Annotated in this window: 12 protein-coding genes; 7 read left to right on the forward strand and 5 right to left on the reverse strand. The window is 44.4% G+C overall.

All coding sequences use genetic code 11. The features are described from left to right. Nucleotides 1-132: 132 nt before the first annotated feature. Nucleotides 133-1,719 (reverse strand): isocitrate lyase, encoded by a 1,587-nt coding sequence (locus JFC06_RS03585; protein ID WP_193006116.1) that lies wholly within the window; start codon nt 1,717-1,719, stop codon nt 133-135. Between the two features lie 774 nt (nt 1,720-2,493). On the opposite strand from JFC06_RS03585, the gene JFC06_RS03590 reads away from it, so the two are divergent. Both JFC06_RS03590 and JFC06_RS03595 read left to right on the forward strand, forming a co-directional pair. Next, complete coding sequence (locus tag JFC06_RS03590) at nt 2,494-3,483, forward strand: LysR family transcriptional regulator (protein WP_193006117.1); 990 nt, start codon at nt 2,494-2,496, stop codon at nt 3,481-3,483. 384 nt (nt 3,484-3,867) lie between these two features. Further along, entirely contained in the window at nt 3,868-5,250 is a 1,383-nt protein-coding gene (locus tag JFC06_RS03595) for an NAD-dependent succinate-semialdehyde dehydrogenase (protein ID WP_198333998.1), read from the forward strand. Nucleotides 5,251-5,412: 162 nt separating this feature from the next. Here JFC06_RS03595 and purN read toward each other — a convergent pair whose 3' ends face one another. Together purN and purM are read right to left on the reverse strand one after the other, a co-directional pair. Next, nucleotides 5,413-6,135, reverse strand: a complete 723-nt coding sequence (purN, locus tag JFC06_RS03600; RefSeq protein ID WP_198333999.1) for a phosphoribosylglycinamide formyltransferase — start codon at nt 6,133-6,135, stop codon at nt 5,413-5,415. After that, nucleotides 6,135-7,196, reverse strand: coding sequence for a phosphoribosylformylglycinamidine cyclo-ligase (gene purM / locus JFC06_RS03605; protein ID WP_198334000.1), 1,062 nt, complete (start codon nt 7,194-7,196; stop codon nt 6,135-6,137). Before purM ends, purN begins: the two co-directional genes overlap by 1 nt. A gap of 353 nt (nt 7,197-7,549) precedes the next feature. On the opposite strand from purM, the gene JFC06_RS03610 reads away from it, so the two are divergent. The 3 genes from JFC06_RS03610 to JFC06_RS03620 all read left to right on the forward strand — a co-directional run bounded on the left by JFC06_RS03610 (nt 7,550) and on the right by JFC06_RS03620 (nt 10,550). Beyond that, nucleotides 7,550-8,653, forward strand: a complete 1,104-nt coding sequence (locus tag JFC06_RS03610; protein ID WP_198334001.1) for an AI-2E family transporter — start codon at nt 7,550-7,552, stop codon at nt 8,651-8,653. A gap of 332 nt (nt 8,654-8,985) precedes the next feature. Continuing rightward, nucleotides 8,986-9,789: a DnaA regulatory inactivator Hda gene (hda, locus tag JFC06_RS03615; protein WP_193006122.1), complete on the forward strand. Its 804-nt coding sequence runs from the start codon at nt 8,986-8,988 to the stop codon at nt 9,787-9,789. 56 nt (nt 9,790-9,845) lie between these two features. Beyond that, nucleotides 9,846-10,550 (forward strand): DUF2057 family protein, encoded by a 705-nt coding sequence (locus JFC06_RS03620; RefSeq protein ID WP_198334002.1) that lies wholly within the window; start codon nt 9,846-9,848, stop codon nt 10,548-10,550. A gap of 101 nt (nt 10,551-10,651) precedes the next feature. On the opposite strand, the gene JFC06_RS03625 is transcribed toward JFC06_RS03620, so the two are convergent. Both JFC06_RS03625 and JFC06_RS03630 read right to left on the reverse strand, forming a co-directional pair. Beyond that, on the reverse strand, nt 10,652-11,137 hold the full coding sequence (locus JFC06_RS03625; protein WP_193006124.1) for a Dps family protein: 486 nt from the start codon (nt 11,135-11,137) through the stop codon (nt 10,652-10,654). Nucleotides 11,138-11,455: 318 nt separating this feature from the next. Then, nucleotides 11,456-12,115, reverse strand: a complete 660-nt coding sequence (locus JFC06_RS03630; protein WP_193006125.1) for a YcxB family protein — start codon at nt 12,113-12,115, stop codon at nt 11,456-11,458. A gap of 428 nt (nt 12,116-12,543) precedes the next feature. Between JFC06_RS03630 and serS the strand changes: the two genes are divergently transcribed. Beyond that, nucleotides 12,544-13,830: a serine--tRNA ligase gene (gene serS, locus JFC06_RS03635; RefSeq protein WP_198334003.1), complete on the forward strand. Its 1,287-nt coding sequence runs from the start codon at nt 12,544-12,546 to the stop codon at nt 13,828-13,830. Between the two features lie 293 nt (nt 13,831-14,123). After that, a complete protein-coding gene (gene tkt, locus JFC06_RS03640; RefSeq protein ID WP_198334004.1) occupies nt 14,124-16,121 on the forward strand; it encodes a transketolase in 1,998 nt (665 codons plus the stop codon). Nucleotides 16,122-16,201: the final 80 nt, after the last annotated feature.

Below are 16,201 nucleotides of genomic sequence, written 5' to 3' on the forward strand. Positions count from 1 at the left end.
TATTCTGACTGATGGCTTTGATTAACAATTATTAGTCTACCATTCTACCGTTATTTAAACCGCAATAAAAAAGCCGCTCTACATCTCGTAGAGCGGCTTTTTTTGTAACTTGTATTTACAGGCTGTCGGTTATTAGAACTGGTTCATTGTGTTCTTGCCGCCGCCAGCTTTAAGGGCATTTTCACCTGAGAAGATCTCTTTGTGGTCATCGCCAAGGTCAGAACCTGCCATTGCTTGGTGCTTCACACAAGCGATGCCTTCACGGATCTCTTTACGTTGTACACCAGCTGCATAAGCAAGCATACCTTCTTCACCGAAGTAGCCTTTAGCAAGTTCATGAACGCTAAGAGCAGTGGTGTGATAAGTAGGTAGGGTGATTAAGTGATGGAACACACCAGCTTCACGTGATGCATCACGTTGGAAGTTTTGAGCCGCGACATCAGCAGCTTGATCTAACTCAGTACCGTCATAATCTGCACTCATCAAGTCATCTTTGTTGTACTTAGAGATGTCTTTGCCTTCTTCTTCCCACTGAGCGATGATTTGCTTACGGAAGTTAAGCGTCCAGTTGAATGATGGGCTGTTGTTATAAACAAGCTTCGCTTTAGGCTGCTGCTCTTTAATACGATCAACCATCATTTTGATGTGTTCTACGTCTGGAGTAGGGGTTTCGATCCATAATAGATCGGCACCATTTTCTAACGCTGTTACACAGTCAAGTACCACGCGGTCGATGTTCGTTTCTTCGCGGAACTGATATAGACCGTTGGCCAAACGTACTGGACGTACTAGTTTGCCGTTGTGCTTAAGCAAGCTGTCGTTCTCTTTTGCTTCTTCAAGAGACACTTCTTCCATTTCGATAAAATCGATGTATTTAGAAGCAAGGTCGCCTGGCTCTTGAGATACTGGGATCTTTTGAGTCAACGATGCGCCTTCAGAGTCAGTACGGGCAACGATCACACCGTCTTCAACACCAAGCTCTAAGAAAGCATAACGAATCGCGTTGATTTTAGCGATATAGTCTTCGTGCGGTACTGTGACTTTACCCGCTTGGTGACCACACTGCTTAGCGTCAGAGACTTGGTTCTCAACCTGAATAGCACAAGCACCCGCTTCGATCATTTGCTTTGTTAATAGGTAAGTTGCTTCTTCATTACCAAAACCTGCATCGATATCAGCAATGATTGGCACCACATGCGAATCAAAGTTTTCGATTTTTTCTAGGATAGCTGAAGTATCTTGACCGGCTTCTTCAGCAGCGTTTAGCTCACGGAAATAATCATTCAATACTTTAGCATCAGCTTGGCGCAAGAAGGTGTAGATTTCTTCGATTAGCTTAGGTACTGATGTTTTTTCGTGCATAGATTGGTCAGGAAGAGGACCAAACTCAGAACGTAGGGCTGCTACCATCCAGCCTGATAGGTAGATGTAAGTTTTAGCGGTCGTACCAAAGTATTTTTTCTTAGCATACATGGTTTGCTGAGCCACAAAACCATGCCACGCACCTAAAGACTGGGTGTATTGAGACGTATCATTGTCATAGTCTTCCATGTCTTGACGCATGATTTTTGCAGTATATTTTGCGATATCTAAACCGGTTTTAAAACGGTTTTGTGACATCATACGTGCTGCATCGGTTTCGCTGATATTTTGCCAGTTACCGTGCTTTTGCTTTAATTCACGTACTAAATCGATCGCTGATTTATATGCAGTTGACATCTATAGTCTCCTTGGTGGGGTGTAAAAAAGAAATTAAGGGCTAAAATAATGACGATTGTGTGTGACTAAAAAATTTGGCTTTACTAAAAAAGGGTATGCTCAGGCTTTTATCAAGGGTGGTGACATCTTCGTAAAGTGCGATATACGGATAAGCTATCAGTTAACGCTTTCTTTACCCTAACCAAACCCATCCTCTAATACAAGCAAATGGCTGAACTCATGAGTTAAAAAATAATGGGTGACCGATGGAAAAGGACAGAGATACTAATGCGTTCTAAGGGGCTGACGCTATTTATTGGCCCACGGTGTCACAATTGGCGACAAGAAATGTTACAATAATAGCGGATCAGTACGATCAATGAATCGTGTTAAGGCACTAATGTGCAGTCCTTATAAATCGTCACCTAATAATATTTTTCTATTTTCTACCGTTTATGACCTTTAACGTACTATAGGGTTGGGTCATTCAAGTGACGGTAGTGAGCGTATAAAACCAGATTTTATTGTCTGTGTTACCAATCATCTATGAGACTCACTATAACTGCCTTACCAAGATTTATCTAATTTATGATAATTATCTTGGGTATTTTCATTGTTTATAATATAATAATAACAGCATCTTACGTTGATAATATTGGGTTGTATTGAGTGAAAAACAGACGAAATCAGATAAAAAATAGCGAAATCACATTGTGATAGACTGTAAATGATGAAAGCAGCATTAAAAGTGCCACGCTGATAACGGCATTTATTCCAAGGCTAAGAGAACGACATATGAATTTGCAGCGAGTAGATTTAAATTTATTGGTACACTTAGATGTGCTGCTACGAGAAAAAAATGTGACTCGCGCAGCCGAGCAGCTTGGTATTACCCAACCTGCGATGAGTAATATTTTACGGCGTTTACGTAAACTGTTTAATGATCCATTACTTGTTCGTTCGTCTGAGGGGATGACGCCGACTGAGCGGGCTTTAGAGCTGCAACCTCGTATTCGTGAGATACTTGCAGATTTGACGCAAGTGTTAGAGCCGCGTACTGAATTTCGACCTTATAGTACCTCGCGCGTCTTTCGCATTATGACGTCCGACTATGCAGAAGCCACTTTGGTACCAAAATTGGTCAAAGCGTTACGTTCTGAAGCACCCAATGTCATTTTAGACTTCTTGACGCCATCGGATGTCTCTTATCGTGACATGGAGCAGGGGCGAGTGGATTTAGCGATTAACCGCTTTAATGAGATCCCCCAAAGCTTTCATCAGGTTTTGGTGTGGCGTGATACTTTCAGTTGTCTGTTGTCCTCTGAAAGCCCTTATGCCAATCGTTTTAATTTAAAAAATTACCTGAAAGCTCAGCATGTGTGGGTGTCTAAAACGGGTATGGGGGTGGGGTTCGGCGTTAATCCAGAAAAATCTGGTGGCCTGGGTTCTATTGATCAAGCGTTGCAACGTTTGGGACAAAAAAGACAAATCAGTGTCTTCACCCGTCATTATCAAATGCCAGCCATGCTAGCAGCAAACAAAGATTTGATTGCCACGTTACCCACTCGCGTAGCAAAAATGCAGGCAAATAATGACAGTATAAAAATGGAAGAGCCACCATTTTTTATTCCTGAGTTTGAGCTGACAATGGCGTGGTCGCCTTTGTTGCAGCATCACCCTGCCCATCGCTGGTTGCGCCAGCTTATCATGCATGTAGCTCGCCAAATTGTTGATGAAGAAGAGAACCCACCGCAAGACATACCGGTGATGAACCACTTGTTTTAAGCGATTTGTCTCTTAGTTTAGCGTCATTGTTTACGAAACCAGCCTTATGGCTGGTTTTTTTATTTGTCTGATGGGTTAACACGTTTGGTCTAAAACCTAAGCGTAATCAATAACACCGTCACATTCTTAACATCTTATGCACACTTCTTCATAACTTGTAAAACTACTCCCAATGCATTTTGTTATGATGAATACATATTAAGAAAAAAGACAGAGACGTGGCCTATTGTTAAGCTATAAGATATGATTAAAATTTTTATAATGATTGATATTTTTAATTTTTAGCAGTTTAAGCGTTAACACTATTCTAGTGCTGTATCTTCTTTTTCTAAATGATAACGTTTTTAAGTTAACACAAAATTTCGATAAATAAGGACAATAAAAATGGCAGATATTACTACAGTGAACCCAGCGACGGGCGAAGATATCAAAGAATACAACTATATGAGCACAGATGAGGTCAACAAGATTGTTGAAGCCTCACATCAAGCGTTCCTAGAGTGGCGCAAAACCAGCCATGAAGAGCGGGCAAAGGTCATTACTTCAATTGGCGAGACGTTAATGAAGTATAAAGAAGAGCTGTCTAAGCTGATGACAGAGGAGCGTGGTAAACTTTATAGTCAGAGTCTACAAGAAATAGAGTTGTGTAAGGGAATTTGTGATTACACGGTTCAGAAGGGCGTAGAAGCACTGACAGATGATGAGCGAGATATTGAAGGTCTGAAAAAAGGTATTGTGACTTATCAGCCTATCGGGGTGATTTATGGTATGCAGCCTTGGAATTTTCCTGCGTATCAAGTGTTCCGTTATACCATCGCCAACTTAATGGCGGGTAACAGTGTCCTGCTTAAGCACGCCTCAAACGTTACGGGCTCGGGCTTATTGATTGAAAAAATATTCCATGAGTCGGATTTACCAAACGATTTGTTCCGTACCATCTTAATCGACCATGATCAATCAGAAAAGTTGATCGGCCATGATAAAGTACGCGGCGTGACTCTCACAGGGAGTGACGGCGCAGGGAGCATCGTGGGTCAACAAGCAGCAAAAGCAATCAAAAAATCTGTGTTAGAGTTAGGCTCAAATGATGCCTTTATCGTTTTAGAAGATGCGGACCTAGAGCTGGCAGTAGAAACCTGTACTCAAGCGCGCCTTATCAATAATGGCGAAACCTGTGTCGCAGCGAAGCGCTTTATCGTGGTGGATAGTGTGTACGATGAATTTCGTAAACGCATTATCGAAAAATTTGAAAGCAAAAAAGCCGGCGATCCAATGGATAAAAGCTCCGACTTTGGTCCATTAGCGCGCAAAGATCTACAAGAGAAGTTGCATGAACAAGTAGAGGAAAGCGTGAATAAAGGCGCGACTATATCCGTTGGTGGTCAACTGCCAGCAGGTAAAGGTAGCTTTTATCCAGCGACTATTTTGGAAAATGTCAAAAAAGGTCAGCCCGCTTATGACGACGAGCTGTTCGGTCCAGTCGCCTCGCTCATCCGTGCCAAAGATCAAGACGATGCCTTACGTATTGCCAATGACAGTCGGTATGGCTTAGGTGGTGCTATCTTCTCTAAAGATGAAGAAAAAGCCATCCGTCTCGCTCGTGAAGAGTTTGATACAGGCATGGTCTATATCAATGGTTATGGTCTTGCAAATCCAGCGTTACCGTTCGGTGGGGTGAAAAATTCAGGACATGGCCGTGAGCACGGTGGTTTTGGTATCAAAGAGTTTGTAAATATCAAAGGCCTCCATGTACATAAAGGTCAATAGTATCGAGTCACTTGATAATTAAGCCGTTTTAAGTGTTTATTAATTTATAAATACTAGAAAGCCCCACCATTCATTATTGAGTGGCGGGGCTTTTTTGTGGCTAACAGTAGGTAAACGCTAACGGATTTTTTATGACCTTTGACCCTCTGCTTTGCTGTTGAGCTAACTGTCTAGGTATAGCTTTAAAGGGGTAGAGGGCAAAAAGGTGTTCTGCTCATGGAGTGATTGATCATGGCTCAGCGATAGTGCGCGTTTAGCCAGCAACAAAATCGTCCAAGGTAGCAGTTGATGTTCAAGCTTTTGTACGCGTGTTTTTAGGCTATCAGCAGTCTCTTTTTGATTGATTTCTAATAACCCTTGCGTCAAAACAGTGCCAGCGTCAAGCTCAGCGGTAACGACATGAACACTACAGCCATGATGACGCTCACCTGCCTGTATGGCGCGTTGATGGGTATCTAGGCCTTTATAAGCAGGCAGCAGAGAGGGATGTAAATTAATCATCGGTGCTGGTGCGTTCTCAATAAATGAGGCACTCAATACCCGCATAAAGCCCGCTAAGACAATAAGGTCTGGTTGCCATGCTATAAACTGATCACTAGCATGGCGCTCAAAAGTTTTGATCCCCATGCGTTTGCCGTTAGCAACGTGTGACAGGGTGACCACTGGAATAGAGGCGGCATTAGCACGTGTGATGGCATAAGCATCCTCACGATTGCTAATGACACCTACGATCTCAATCGGTAGCGCACCTGCTTGCATGGCATCGATCAACACTTGCAGGTTGCTACCACTACCTGATACCAAAACGACAATTCTTAATGGTTTGGTAGTGGAGGTAGTGGGTTCAGTTGGCTTGGTTTCAATCGATACAGTAGCAACGGACATTAACGGTACACCACGGCATCCGCCTGATCATTAGTGCTGCGTTTGACCATTTCGCCCAGCTGCCACGCCTTTTCACCAGCGTCATTTAACGTATTGATGGCCGCTTCTGCTTTGTCTTTAGGAACGACGATAACAAAACCGACACCACAGTTAAAGGTGCGGTACATCTCGTTTTGGGCGATATTGCCTTGCGTTTGCAACCACGTGAACAGCTCTGAGAACTGCCAGCTATTGGTGTCGATACTGGCGGCTAAGTTTTCTGGCAACACACGAGGGAGATTATCGGTCAAGCCACCACCAGTAATGTGTGACATGGCATGTAAGGCTGAGCTACCAAGGGTATCTTGTAAGGCTTTAATGGCTTTGACATAGATGCGAGTCGGCGCCATCAAGGCGTCTTGAATAGGTTGTCCGTCGAGCTGCTCATCACTGTTAGTGACATCAACACCACTGACTTCAATGACTTTTCGAACCAGTGAATAACCGTTAGAGTGTGCGCCACTTGAGGCAAGGGCGATCAGCACATCGCCTTCTGCGACATTTTCACCCGTGATAACCTCACTTTCTTCTACCACGCCCACGCAGAATCCAGCCAAATCGTAATCATCATCTTGATACATGCCTGGCATCTCGGCCGTTTCGCCGCCGATAAGCGCGCAGTTTGACAGCTTACAACCTTCGCCAATACCGGTGACGACAGTCGCTGCCGTATCGATATCGAGTTTGCCTGTCGCATAATAATCTAAAAAGAACAATGGCTCTGCACCGCAAACCAATAGGTCATTGACACACATGGCGACCAAATCAATACCGATAGTGTCATGTCGATTCAGTTGTAAGGCTAGCTTGAGCTTAGTACCCACACCATCAGTACCTGAAACCAATAAAGGTGAGGTGTAACCTGTCGGAATACGACAAAGCGCCCCAAAGCCGCCAAGTCCGCCCACAACCTCAGGACGAGAGGTGGCTTTTGCCACTGATTTAATACGTTGAACCAACGCATCGCCAGCATCAATATCAACGCCAGCATCTTTGTAGCTTAAAGAAGGCTTATTACTCATGGTCATCTCACAAATTTGTAGGGAATGAAGGTCAGTCAGTAGAAAAGCGAGTCGGTCGTGTTAATTCTGCAGATAGTGCGCGCATTATACCCAAAAATGGCACCCACTCGCAAAACAACTTGCCGATATTTGGCTGATATTTGAGGAAGATTTGCGGTAAGTACTCAATAAAAAGTTAAGCAACAAAAAAATGACTGATTTTTTGTTGGACTCTGCGATAATGAAACAATAAATTTACGGTCAATAACGGTTCGTTGTCGGACAGTTGTCGCTGTATAGACATTGCTCAAGCAGACACCCAGACCGTACTCACACTCCTGTTTTAACTCAGCCTAATCATAGGATTTCTTATTATGATAAACCAACCAATAGATCCCTTTTTTCGGCGTTTATTTATTGTCGTTGGTTTGGCGGTGGCGGTTTTTTTACTGTATTTGATGATGCCAGTCATTGTACCGTTTGTTTTTGCATTCGTACTCGCTTATTTGTTCAATCCGCTGGTTAAGCGCTTATCGAGGTACCTTAAGCGCTGGGTGGCGATTATCATTGTTTACTCTACCATCACTTTGGGCATGGCGTTGCTCTTATGGTGGTTGATACCAACATTGTGGCATCAGTTGCAAGCAGCGTGGGAGTACTTGCCAAAAGTGTTAAATTGGTACAATCAAGTAATACGTGAGTGGGTCGTTAATAACAGTCGCATTAATCTACCAGTACTAGAGGCCAAAGGGTTTTCTGATACCTTGGTAGATTACATGCAAACGAATTACAAGTTCGCAGATGCCAGTACCATGATGAGCCAAATCATTGCCTCGAGTATGAACTTTATCAACAATGCCGGACTCATTGTGTTGGTACCAATTCTGACTTTTTATTTTTTATTCAATTGGGATCAGCGTTTGCAAACATGGAAGATGTCGATTCCTGCGCCTTACTGTAAACAAGTTGTCAATATTGCCCAAGAGTGTGATCGTGCGCTGATGGCTTTTATTAAAGGTCAGTTGTTGGTGATGGTATTATTAGGGGCCATTTATGCGATACAGCTTCAGCTTATCGGGCTTGAGCTTGGGCTTATCATTGGTATGGCTGCAGGTATCGCCAGCTTTGTGCCTTATTTAGGCTTTGGTATTGGCTTTGTCGCTGCAATCATCGCTTGTCTATTTCAGTTTGGGTTAGATTGGACGTATTTGTCACTGATCGTTGGGGCGTTTTTGGTGGGACAAGCAGCGGAAGGCTATGTTCTACAGCCACTGCTGTTGGGCGATAAAATTGGCCTATCACCGCTGTGGGTTATCTTTGCGGTGTTAGCAGGCGCAAGTTTGTTAGGTTTTGTTGGTATGCTGATTGCGCTGCCTGTCTCTGCTGTGCTTAACGTATTGTTCCGTCACTTGTACGCTTATTATCGCTCAACTGATTTTTATAAAGGCCGTAAACAACTGGTTTTATTTGAAAAGTAATAAGCGATTTGTTTTGAAATCAATAGCGTAGTGAGAAAACCACAGATAAGTGTCAGTCAGCCCCATAGGGTTTAATAAAGCTTAGTCAGTAAAAGACTTGTCAGTCATTTTGCAAATATGTTATATATAGGCGCAGTGTTAATAGCATGAGTTGTTATTGAGTGAGCTCTTTACAAGCCTTGTTTTGATAAAGCAATTTTCTGATTTATGCAGGGTGGCAGGTCGCATGTGAACGCCGTAAGTTTGCACCCAGTAGTGTCAGAGTGGTACCACGAAAGCTATTAATAATTTATCCTTTTTATATTGCATTACGCAACACGAGTTGATGATTCATGGCAGAAGCACAGCTAAGTCTCAATCTGGACATAAAGCATGATGCAAGTTTAAGCGACTTTGCCGGTCCTGGTTGGATGTCGATTATTGATGCAGTTCGGCAGCTACATGTCGGTCTGATTGGTCAGTTGTATCTGTTTGGCAGTCCTGCTACTGGTAAGTCACACTTACTATCCGCTATTTGTGAGTCCTTTATTGAGATGGACAAGTCGGCAATTTGCTTGTCCCTTAATGAGCTGATTCATACCGATGTTCACGTACTTTCCTCTTTAGAGAACTTTGATCTGATAGCGATTGATGATTTAGAAGTGCTTGAGCAAAGTAGCCAGTGGCAAGAAGCTTTATTTCACCTTATCAATCGCAGTCGGGAAGGGCAGCGTCAGTTACTGTTTGCCGCCAATAAGCCTGCTGGTGAGTTACCCTTTCAGCTAAGAGACTTGCTGACCCGTCTGGCACAAGCTCCAACGTTTAAAGTACCGAATGGTCATGACTTAGCTGATCGACAGGCGCTACTGCAGTCTATTTTGCGCCGACGGGGTTGGCAGTTTGATGATCGCATTATTGATCATTTGCTCACGGAGGGGCCGCATCGTATCGGGGCAATGATGGACGTGCTCAACTACATTCAGCCGATGTTCTCTAACCTTGGTCGCAGTAATATCTCTAAAGCCGTTATCAGTGATGCGTTACGTACTATTGATGAGCAGACACTGGCGGCAGAGCTGGCTGATATTGCGCAAGAGACGCAGGGAGACAACGACACAGTGGATCAAGACCAGCACACGATGCCTCTCGATTTTTAGCATTAAGAACACAAATTTTTCTATCCAAAACGCTTTTACTATTAATGGAATAAACTATGAAATCAAACGCTTCTTTGCTAAAAAAAATGGCCATCAGCACGTTGCTTATGGGCGCCGCCTCTATTCCTATGCTGTCACAGGCAGCTGTCACCTTATTGGTTGATGACCATATAAAAGTAACCGCCATTAATGGGCAAGAAGTCCAGCAAAGTGCGTTCCAACCACTGATGAAGGAGTTTACGCTTCAGCCTGGTCAACACGCTATTACTGCTAAATATGATCGTTTATATAACTTGCGCCGTGACGAACATGACTATTTGCGCTCAGGTAATGTGAGTGTCACGGCAGACTTGGCTGACAATCAAACCTATCGTCTAACCCTGCTCAATCAGCCAGAAAAATATGAAGCGGCTAAAGAGTATGCTGAGCGTCCAACGCTGGCTGTGCAACAGGGCAACACGGTCATCGCAAGTCAGCAAGGTATGATAGGCAATCAAGGTGGATTACTGTCAGGACTGGGTAAGGCGTTAGGTGGCGTGTTTGGGGGCGCAGGTGACGCTGAACTACAAAATCAGCGTGCGATAGCAGCGCTAGGTCAACCAGCTGGCACGTCGCAAAGCAAGGTCAATACTAGTACAAGCGTTAGTCAGCAAACCACGACCGCCGCATCCTCGACCAGTACTCTGGACCAATTTATGCAAATCTGGCTACAAGCCACACCTGCTGAGCGTGAGAAAATGCGCCAATGGATACAAAAATAAACCGTTATCTTTAATAACATCCAAAGCAAAAAAAGCACCTATTTAGGTGCTTTTTTCTGGTTAAATGTCAGTATTCTTAAGAGATTTTATCACCGTTAGGACTAACCTAAAAAGGCGTTATACATCCAAACCAGCTTCTCTTGCTGTTGTACATACTCGTCAGCCAAATCGGCTGTCCCTTGATCTTCGGCTTTTTCTGCTAGTGCTGATACATCACGTTGTTCTTCGATCAGTGCTTGCAAGCCTGTGACAACGCCGTTGACACACGTGCTGCCGTCTTTCACGTTTTTATCTTCTTGAATGCTAGTATGCTGAGCAAAGTCGCTATAAGCATGAAGCGGTGTACCACCTAGCGTTAAAATACGTTCTGCGATTTCGTCAATTTGTAGCTGTAGGTCGGTATAGAGCTCTTCAAACTTAGGATGGAGCGAAAAGAAATGCTCGCCTTTGACGTTCCAGTGGTAACCACGCACGTTGATATAGAACATGTGGTAGCTTGATAACAGACTATTAAGCTTAGCAATAACTTCGCTCATGTCGGCTTTTTCTAGACCAATTTGGTTAGTCGCATTATTAGTATTACTCATAATATTATCCTTATAGTGTGAGTGTTGGTATAAAAAGTTTAAAGAAGGTTAGAAGTGTAGCAACTCGCGTGCATCATTGCTACGCTCATTCATATATTAACGCTTTTTAGCGCTAAAAAGTAACCGTATAAAGATCACCTTAGTCACCTGTGCTAAGCGTTTACCATCCAACCTTTCTTCTGATGCTTATTATCATAACAAAACACTGTCTATAAGTTAAATTAGATAAATACAACGATATGATTGGTTGTGCAAATTGCAGAACATCACCCCTTTGCCGCCCTCTAGTGCGTGAGGGGCAAAGAGGTTTTGGATACTCTATGCAGGCGGCTGCAAGTTTTCAGGGTTTAAACCTTTAACTGGCACCACTTCCTGCAAATGCTGACGTACGGTGTCGATTGGGAACTTCTGTGCTTGCAAGCGTTTGGGCACGATTTGGCTGCCTTGCTGACCTTTCATCTCAAACATCATAAAGATGTAGTCGTCTGTCTCATCCCAGCTTTTGATGGACGTCCATGGGATCACCGCTTGCTGGGTCGCGCCTGCACGCATCTGCATGCCCCGCATTTGCGAGTTCTTCATAAGATCAGGCTGATTGCTTGGCATTGCCATGACTAAGCCATGCTTTTGTACGCCCAATTTCATTTGACGCATTTCATCTGGCATTTCTTGATCGGCCACTTGTTTTTCAAACTCTCTTTTGACATACCACTTAAAACCAAGGGTGCGGGCCAGCAGATAGATCACAACACCAACCAGCATCAACCAAAAAATAATGGTTGAATAGCCTGTGACAAAGACCAACCCTGCGATCGCTAAAAACACGACTACCGCCATAATGATCCATTCTTTCATCTTGATGCTTTTTAGACCAAAAGATGGGCTGGCACTGGCAAATAGCTCATATTGTGCTTGATGAAATTCAGCCTCGGTTAGATTTAAGGCAACAGGTTGTAGGGTGTAGGGGTACAGGGCCATAAAGGTTTCTCAAATACGTGTATTAAAAGCGTTGGGTTTAAATCGCCAAATTAAAGCAGCGACGCCACACTTGGCTAGAAGTGGAAGAATGGTATGCGCTTATCTTACCGAAAAGTACTCTTAAATGAAACATATAAGCAAGCTGGTTCACGGTTAGACGCTATATTAGTGCTTCCAATATAGATGGTTGCGGCTTATTAGGTGAGTTAAGCGTCAAAGTATAGGGTTGCAGCCTCAGAGAAATGGATGAAAACCCAGTCAAAAACGGCCAAAACATGGTCAAATCTGCTGGGTCTTGGTATTATAGCGGCTACAAGATATATTGGTGAAAACGGGACATCACAGCCCGTTACCAGCAAGCTAGCTGACTATTATATTAATAAGACTTTTTAACCTTTTACTCACTTTTAGCGTTACAGGCAACTACTATGATTGATCCGAAACTCTTACGCGGCGATTTAAGCGATTTACAACAGCAGCTGGCCACTCGTGGTTATGCGCTGGATATGGCGTTCTGGCAGACGATTGAAAACGAGCGGAAATCACTACAAATCAAGACCGAGGAGTTGCAATCGCGCCGTAATGCTGGGGCTAAACAAGTGGGCGCCCTAAAAAAATCAGGCGAAGATGCCAGTGAGCTATTGGCTGAGATGCAACGTGTCAGCGGTGAGATTAAGACGGCCGAAGACGAGCTGCGGACCTTGCAAGAACGTATCACGCACGCGGCATTACAGATTCCAAATATCCCAGCGGCAGATGTGCCAGTTGGTAGCTCAGAAGACGATAACGTAGAAGTGCGCAAGTGGGGCACGCCGCGTACGTTTGATTTTGAGATTCAAGATCATACACATATCGGTGAGACGCTTGGTATGCTTGATTTTGAGGCAGCGACCAAGTTGACTGGTAGCCGTTTTAACGTGCTAAAAGGTCAATTGGCGCAGCTGCATCGCGCACTGATTCAGTTTATGCTCAACACGCATACCATCAAGTACGGCTATACGGAAACGTATGTGCCTTATATCGTGAACAGCGATAGCCTAAAAGGCACCGGCCAGTTGCCTAAGTTTGAAGATGACTTGTTTAAATTAACCAATCACACCAATAATGATGAGATGGATTTTTATCTCATTCCGACAGCAGAAGTACCAATGACCAATTTGGTCCGCGGCGAGCGTTTGGATATCAAAGAACTTCCGCTAAAGTTCACCGCGCATACGCCATGTTTCCGTAGTGAAGCGGGCTCACACGGGCGTGATACGCGTGGTCTGATTCGTCAGCATCAGTTTGAAAAAGTTGAAATGGTGAATGTTGCTACCAGCGATCAGTCTGATGAGTTGCTAGAAGCCATGACCGGACAAGCTGAATATATTTTGCAGCAGTTGAACCTGCCGTATCGTACTGTACAACTATGTACTGGCGATATGGGTTTTGCCGCGCAAAAAACCTACGACATCGAAGTGTGGTTGCCGAGCCAAGATATGTACCGTGAAATCTCTAGCTGCTCAAACTGTGGTGACTTCCAAGCACGGCGTATGGGTACGCGTGTCAAAGATGGTAAGCAAACCAGTCTGGCACACACGTTAAATGGCTCAGGTTTAGCAGTCGGTCGTACGTTATTAGCCGTGATGGAAAACCATCAAAACGCCGATGGTAGTATTACCGTCCCAGAAGTGTTGCGTCCGTTTATGGGCGGTGTTGAGCGCATTTCAGCCTAATAAGTTTTCTAATGATGTACCCTGCGTGTCACTTAGGTGACTCGCAGTTTGTGGTTTGATACTTGCCACTTATCATTCATTGCTCGTTGTTCAACAAAACTGATATAGGTGATTGCTAAATACAAACGGTCTTGTCATCGCATTTTTGGCTTGACGCATAGCAAATATGTTAATATTGCACCTTGATTTTACAGCCTATCTATCAAAGGTGCGGATTGCGCTTTTGATGGATGATCTTCTGAGTAAACTCTCCTCTTATCTTTATACGACTCATTCGAATATTAGGACACTCTATGCCAGCTCCAATTAGCGAACGTAAACTAGCCAATGCCATCCGTGTACTGTCGTTTGACGCGGTTCAAAAAGCCAACTCTGGACATCCGGGTGCGCCAATGGGTATGGCTGATATTGCCGAAGTTTTGTGGCGCAAATTTTTGAAGCACAATCCAGCTGATCCGAAGTGGCACAACCGCGACCGCTTTGTATTGTCAAATGGTCATGGCTCGATGCTTATTTATTCATTACTGCATTTATCAGGCTATGATGTCAGCGTTGATGATCTAAAAGGCTTTCGCCAACTGCATTCAAAAACCCCAGGCCATCCTGAGCTTGGCTATACACCAGGCGTTGAAACCACCACAGGGCCACTAGGACAGGGTATTGCCAATGCCGTTGGTTTTGCTATCGCAGAAAAAACCCTAGCCGCACAGTTCAACCGTGACGGTCATAACGTCGTTGATCATCATACCTATGCGTTCTTGGGTGATGGTTGCTTGATGGAAGGTATCAGCCATGAAGTCTGCTCGCTAGCAGGCACGCTAGGCCTTGGCAAGCTGGTATTCTTCTATGATGATAACGGTATCTCAATCGATGGTAATGTCGAAGGCTGGTTCACTGATGATACCGAAGCGCGCTTTGAGTCATACGGCTGGCAAGTCATCAAAGTCGATGGTCATGATACTGATGCAATCACGCAAGCAACTGAGCAAGCGATTGCAGAGACTACTAAGCCAAGCTTGATTATTTGCAAAACCACCATCGGTGCTGGTAGCCCGAACAAGCAAGGTCTAGCGGCCAGTCATGGTGCACCACTTGGTGATGACGAAATCGCTTTGACGCGTGATGCACTGTCTTGGAAACATGCACCGTTTGAATTAGATGATGAAATCTATGAAGCGTGGGATGCTAAAGCCAAAGGCGACGTTCAACAAAAGAACTGGGATGCGGACTTTGAAGCGTATAAAAAAGCCTATCCAGAGCTTGCAGCAGAACTATCGCGCCGTCTAAATGGCGAGTTGCCTGCTGACTTTGCTAGCCAAGCACAGGCCTATATTCAGCAAACTCAAGAAGCGGGCGGTGATGTCGCTAGTCGTAAAGCGAGCCAAAATGCAATCAACAGCTTGCAGCCATTATTGCCAGAATTGCTAGGCGGTTCAGCGGATCTAGCTGGCTCGAACCTTACGCTATTCAAAGGCGCGAAAGGCATCGAAAAAGACGCTGACGGCAACTATATCTATTACGGCGTACGTGAGTTCGGTATGACCGCGATTGCCAATGGTATTGCATTGCATGGCGGCTTTATCCCTTACGTAGCAACATTCCTGATGTTTATGGAATACGCACGTAACGCAGTACGCATGGGTGCACTAATGAAGCAGCGCATCATCCATGTCTACACGCATGACTCTATCGGTCTGGGTGAAGATGGCCCAACGCATCAGCCAGTTGAGCAATTGACGAGCCTACGTACCACGCCAAATCTGCGTACATGGCGCCCATGTGATGCGACTGAGTCTGCAAGCGCTTGGGTAGAAGCAATCAAGTCAGAAAACAACCCATCAGCATTGATCTTTAGCCGTCAAAGCTTGCCACATCAAGCGCGCGATAGTGAGCAAGTAGCGAACATCACCAAAGGTGGTTATGTACTGGCAAAAGAGCAGGGCGAGCTACAAGCCATCATCATCGCCACTGGTTCAGAAGTTGGTCTTGCGATGGAAGCGTACGAAACATTGAGCGCAAATGGCGTTGGCGTCCGTGTGGTGTCTATGCCATGTGCAGAGATCTTCGTCGAGCAAGAGGCTAGCTATCGCGCGTCCGTATTGCCTGCCAACATCCGTGCTCGTGTCGCAGTAGAAGCCGCGCATGTGGATTACTGGTATAAGTTTGTTGGTCTAGATGGCAAAGTCATCGGTATGACCACTTATGGCGAGTCTGCCCCTGCCAGCGATTTGTATAAAGAGTTTGGTATTACGACTGATGCTGTAGTCGAAGCGGTAAATAGTTTGGTGTAATTAAGCCTTAACTATTTTTTAAATGAGAAAGAGCTGCTAGAGAAATCTAGTGGCTCTTTTTTTATGGTTAGGTTTTTAAT

It is taken from the genome of Psychrobacter namhaensis (assembly GCF_016107545.1).
Classification (GTDB): Bacteria; Pseudomonadota; Gammaproteobacteria; order Pseudomonadales; family Moraxellaceae; genus Psychrobacter; species Psychrobacter namhaensis.

Coding starts and splice junctions, on each gene's coding strand:
- JFC06_RS03585 (WP_193006116.1), bottom strand. CDS start 1,719: ATGTCAACTGCATATAAATCAGCGATCGATTTAGTACGTGAATTAAAG.
- JFC06_RS03590 (WP_193006117.1), top strand. CDS start 2,494: ATGAATTTGCAGCGAGTAGATTTAAATTTATTGGTACACTTAGATGTG.
- JFC06_RS03595 (WP_198333998.1), top strand. CDS start 3,868: ATGGCAGATATTACTACAGTGAACCCAGCGACGGGCGAAGATATCAAA.
- purN (WP_198333999.1), bottom strand. CDS start 6,135: ATGTCCGTTGCTACTGTATCGATTGAAACCAAGCCAACTGAACCCACT.
- purM (WP_198334000.1), bottom strand. CDS start 7,196: ATGAGTAATAAGCCTTCTTTAAGCTACAAAGATGCTGGCGTTGATATT.
- JFC06_RS03610 (WP_198334001.1), top strand. CDS start 7,550: ATGATAAACCAACCAATAGATCCCTTTTTTCGGCGTTTATTTATTGTC.
- hda (WP_193006122.1), top strand. CDS start 8,986: ATGGCAGAAGCACAGCTAAGTCTCAATCTGGACATAAAGCATGATGCA.
- JFC06_RS03620 (WP_198334002.1), top strand. CDS start 9,846: ATGAAATCAAACGCTTCTTTGCTAAAAAAAATGGCCATCAGCACGTTG.
- JFC06_RS03625 (WP_193006124.1), bottom strand. CDS start 11,137: ATGAGTAATACTAATAATGCGACTAACCAAATTGGTCTAGAAAAAGCC.
- JFC06_RS03630 (WP_193006125.1), bottom strand. CDS start 12,115: ATGGCCCTGTACCCCTACACCCTACAACCTGTTGCCTTAAATCTAACC.
- serS (WP_198334003.1), top strand. CDS start 12,544: ATGATTGATCCGAAACTCTTACGCGGCGATTTAAGCGATTTACAACAG.
- tkt (WP_198334004.1), top strand. CDS start 14,124: ATGCCAGCTCCAATTAGCGAACGTAAACTAGCCAATGCCATCCGTGTA.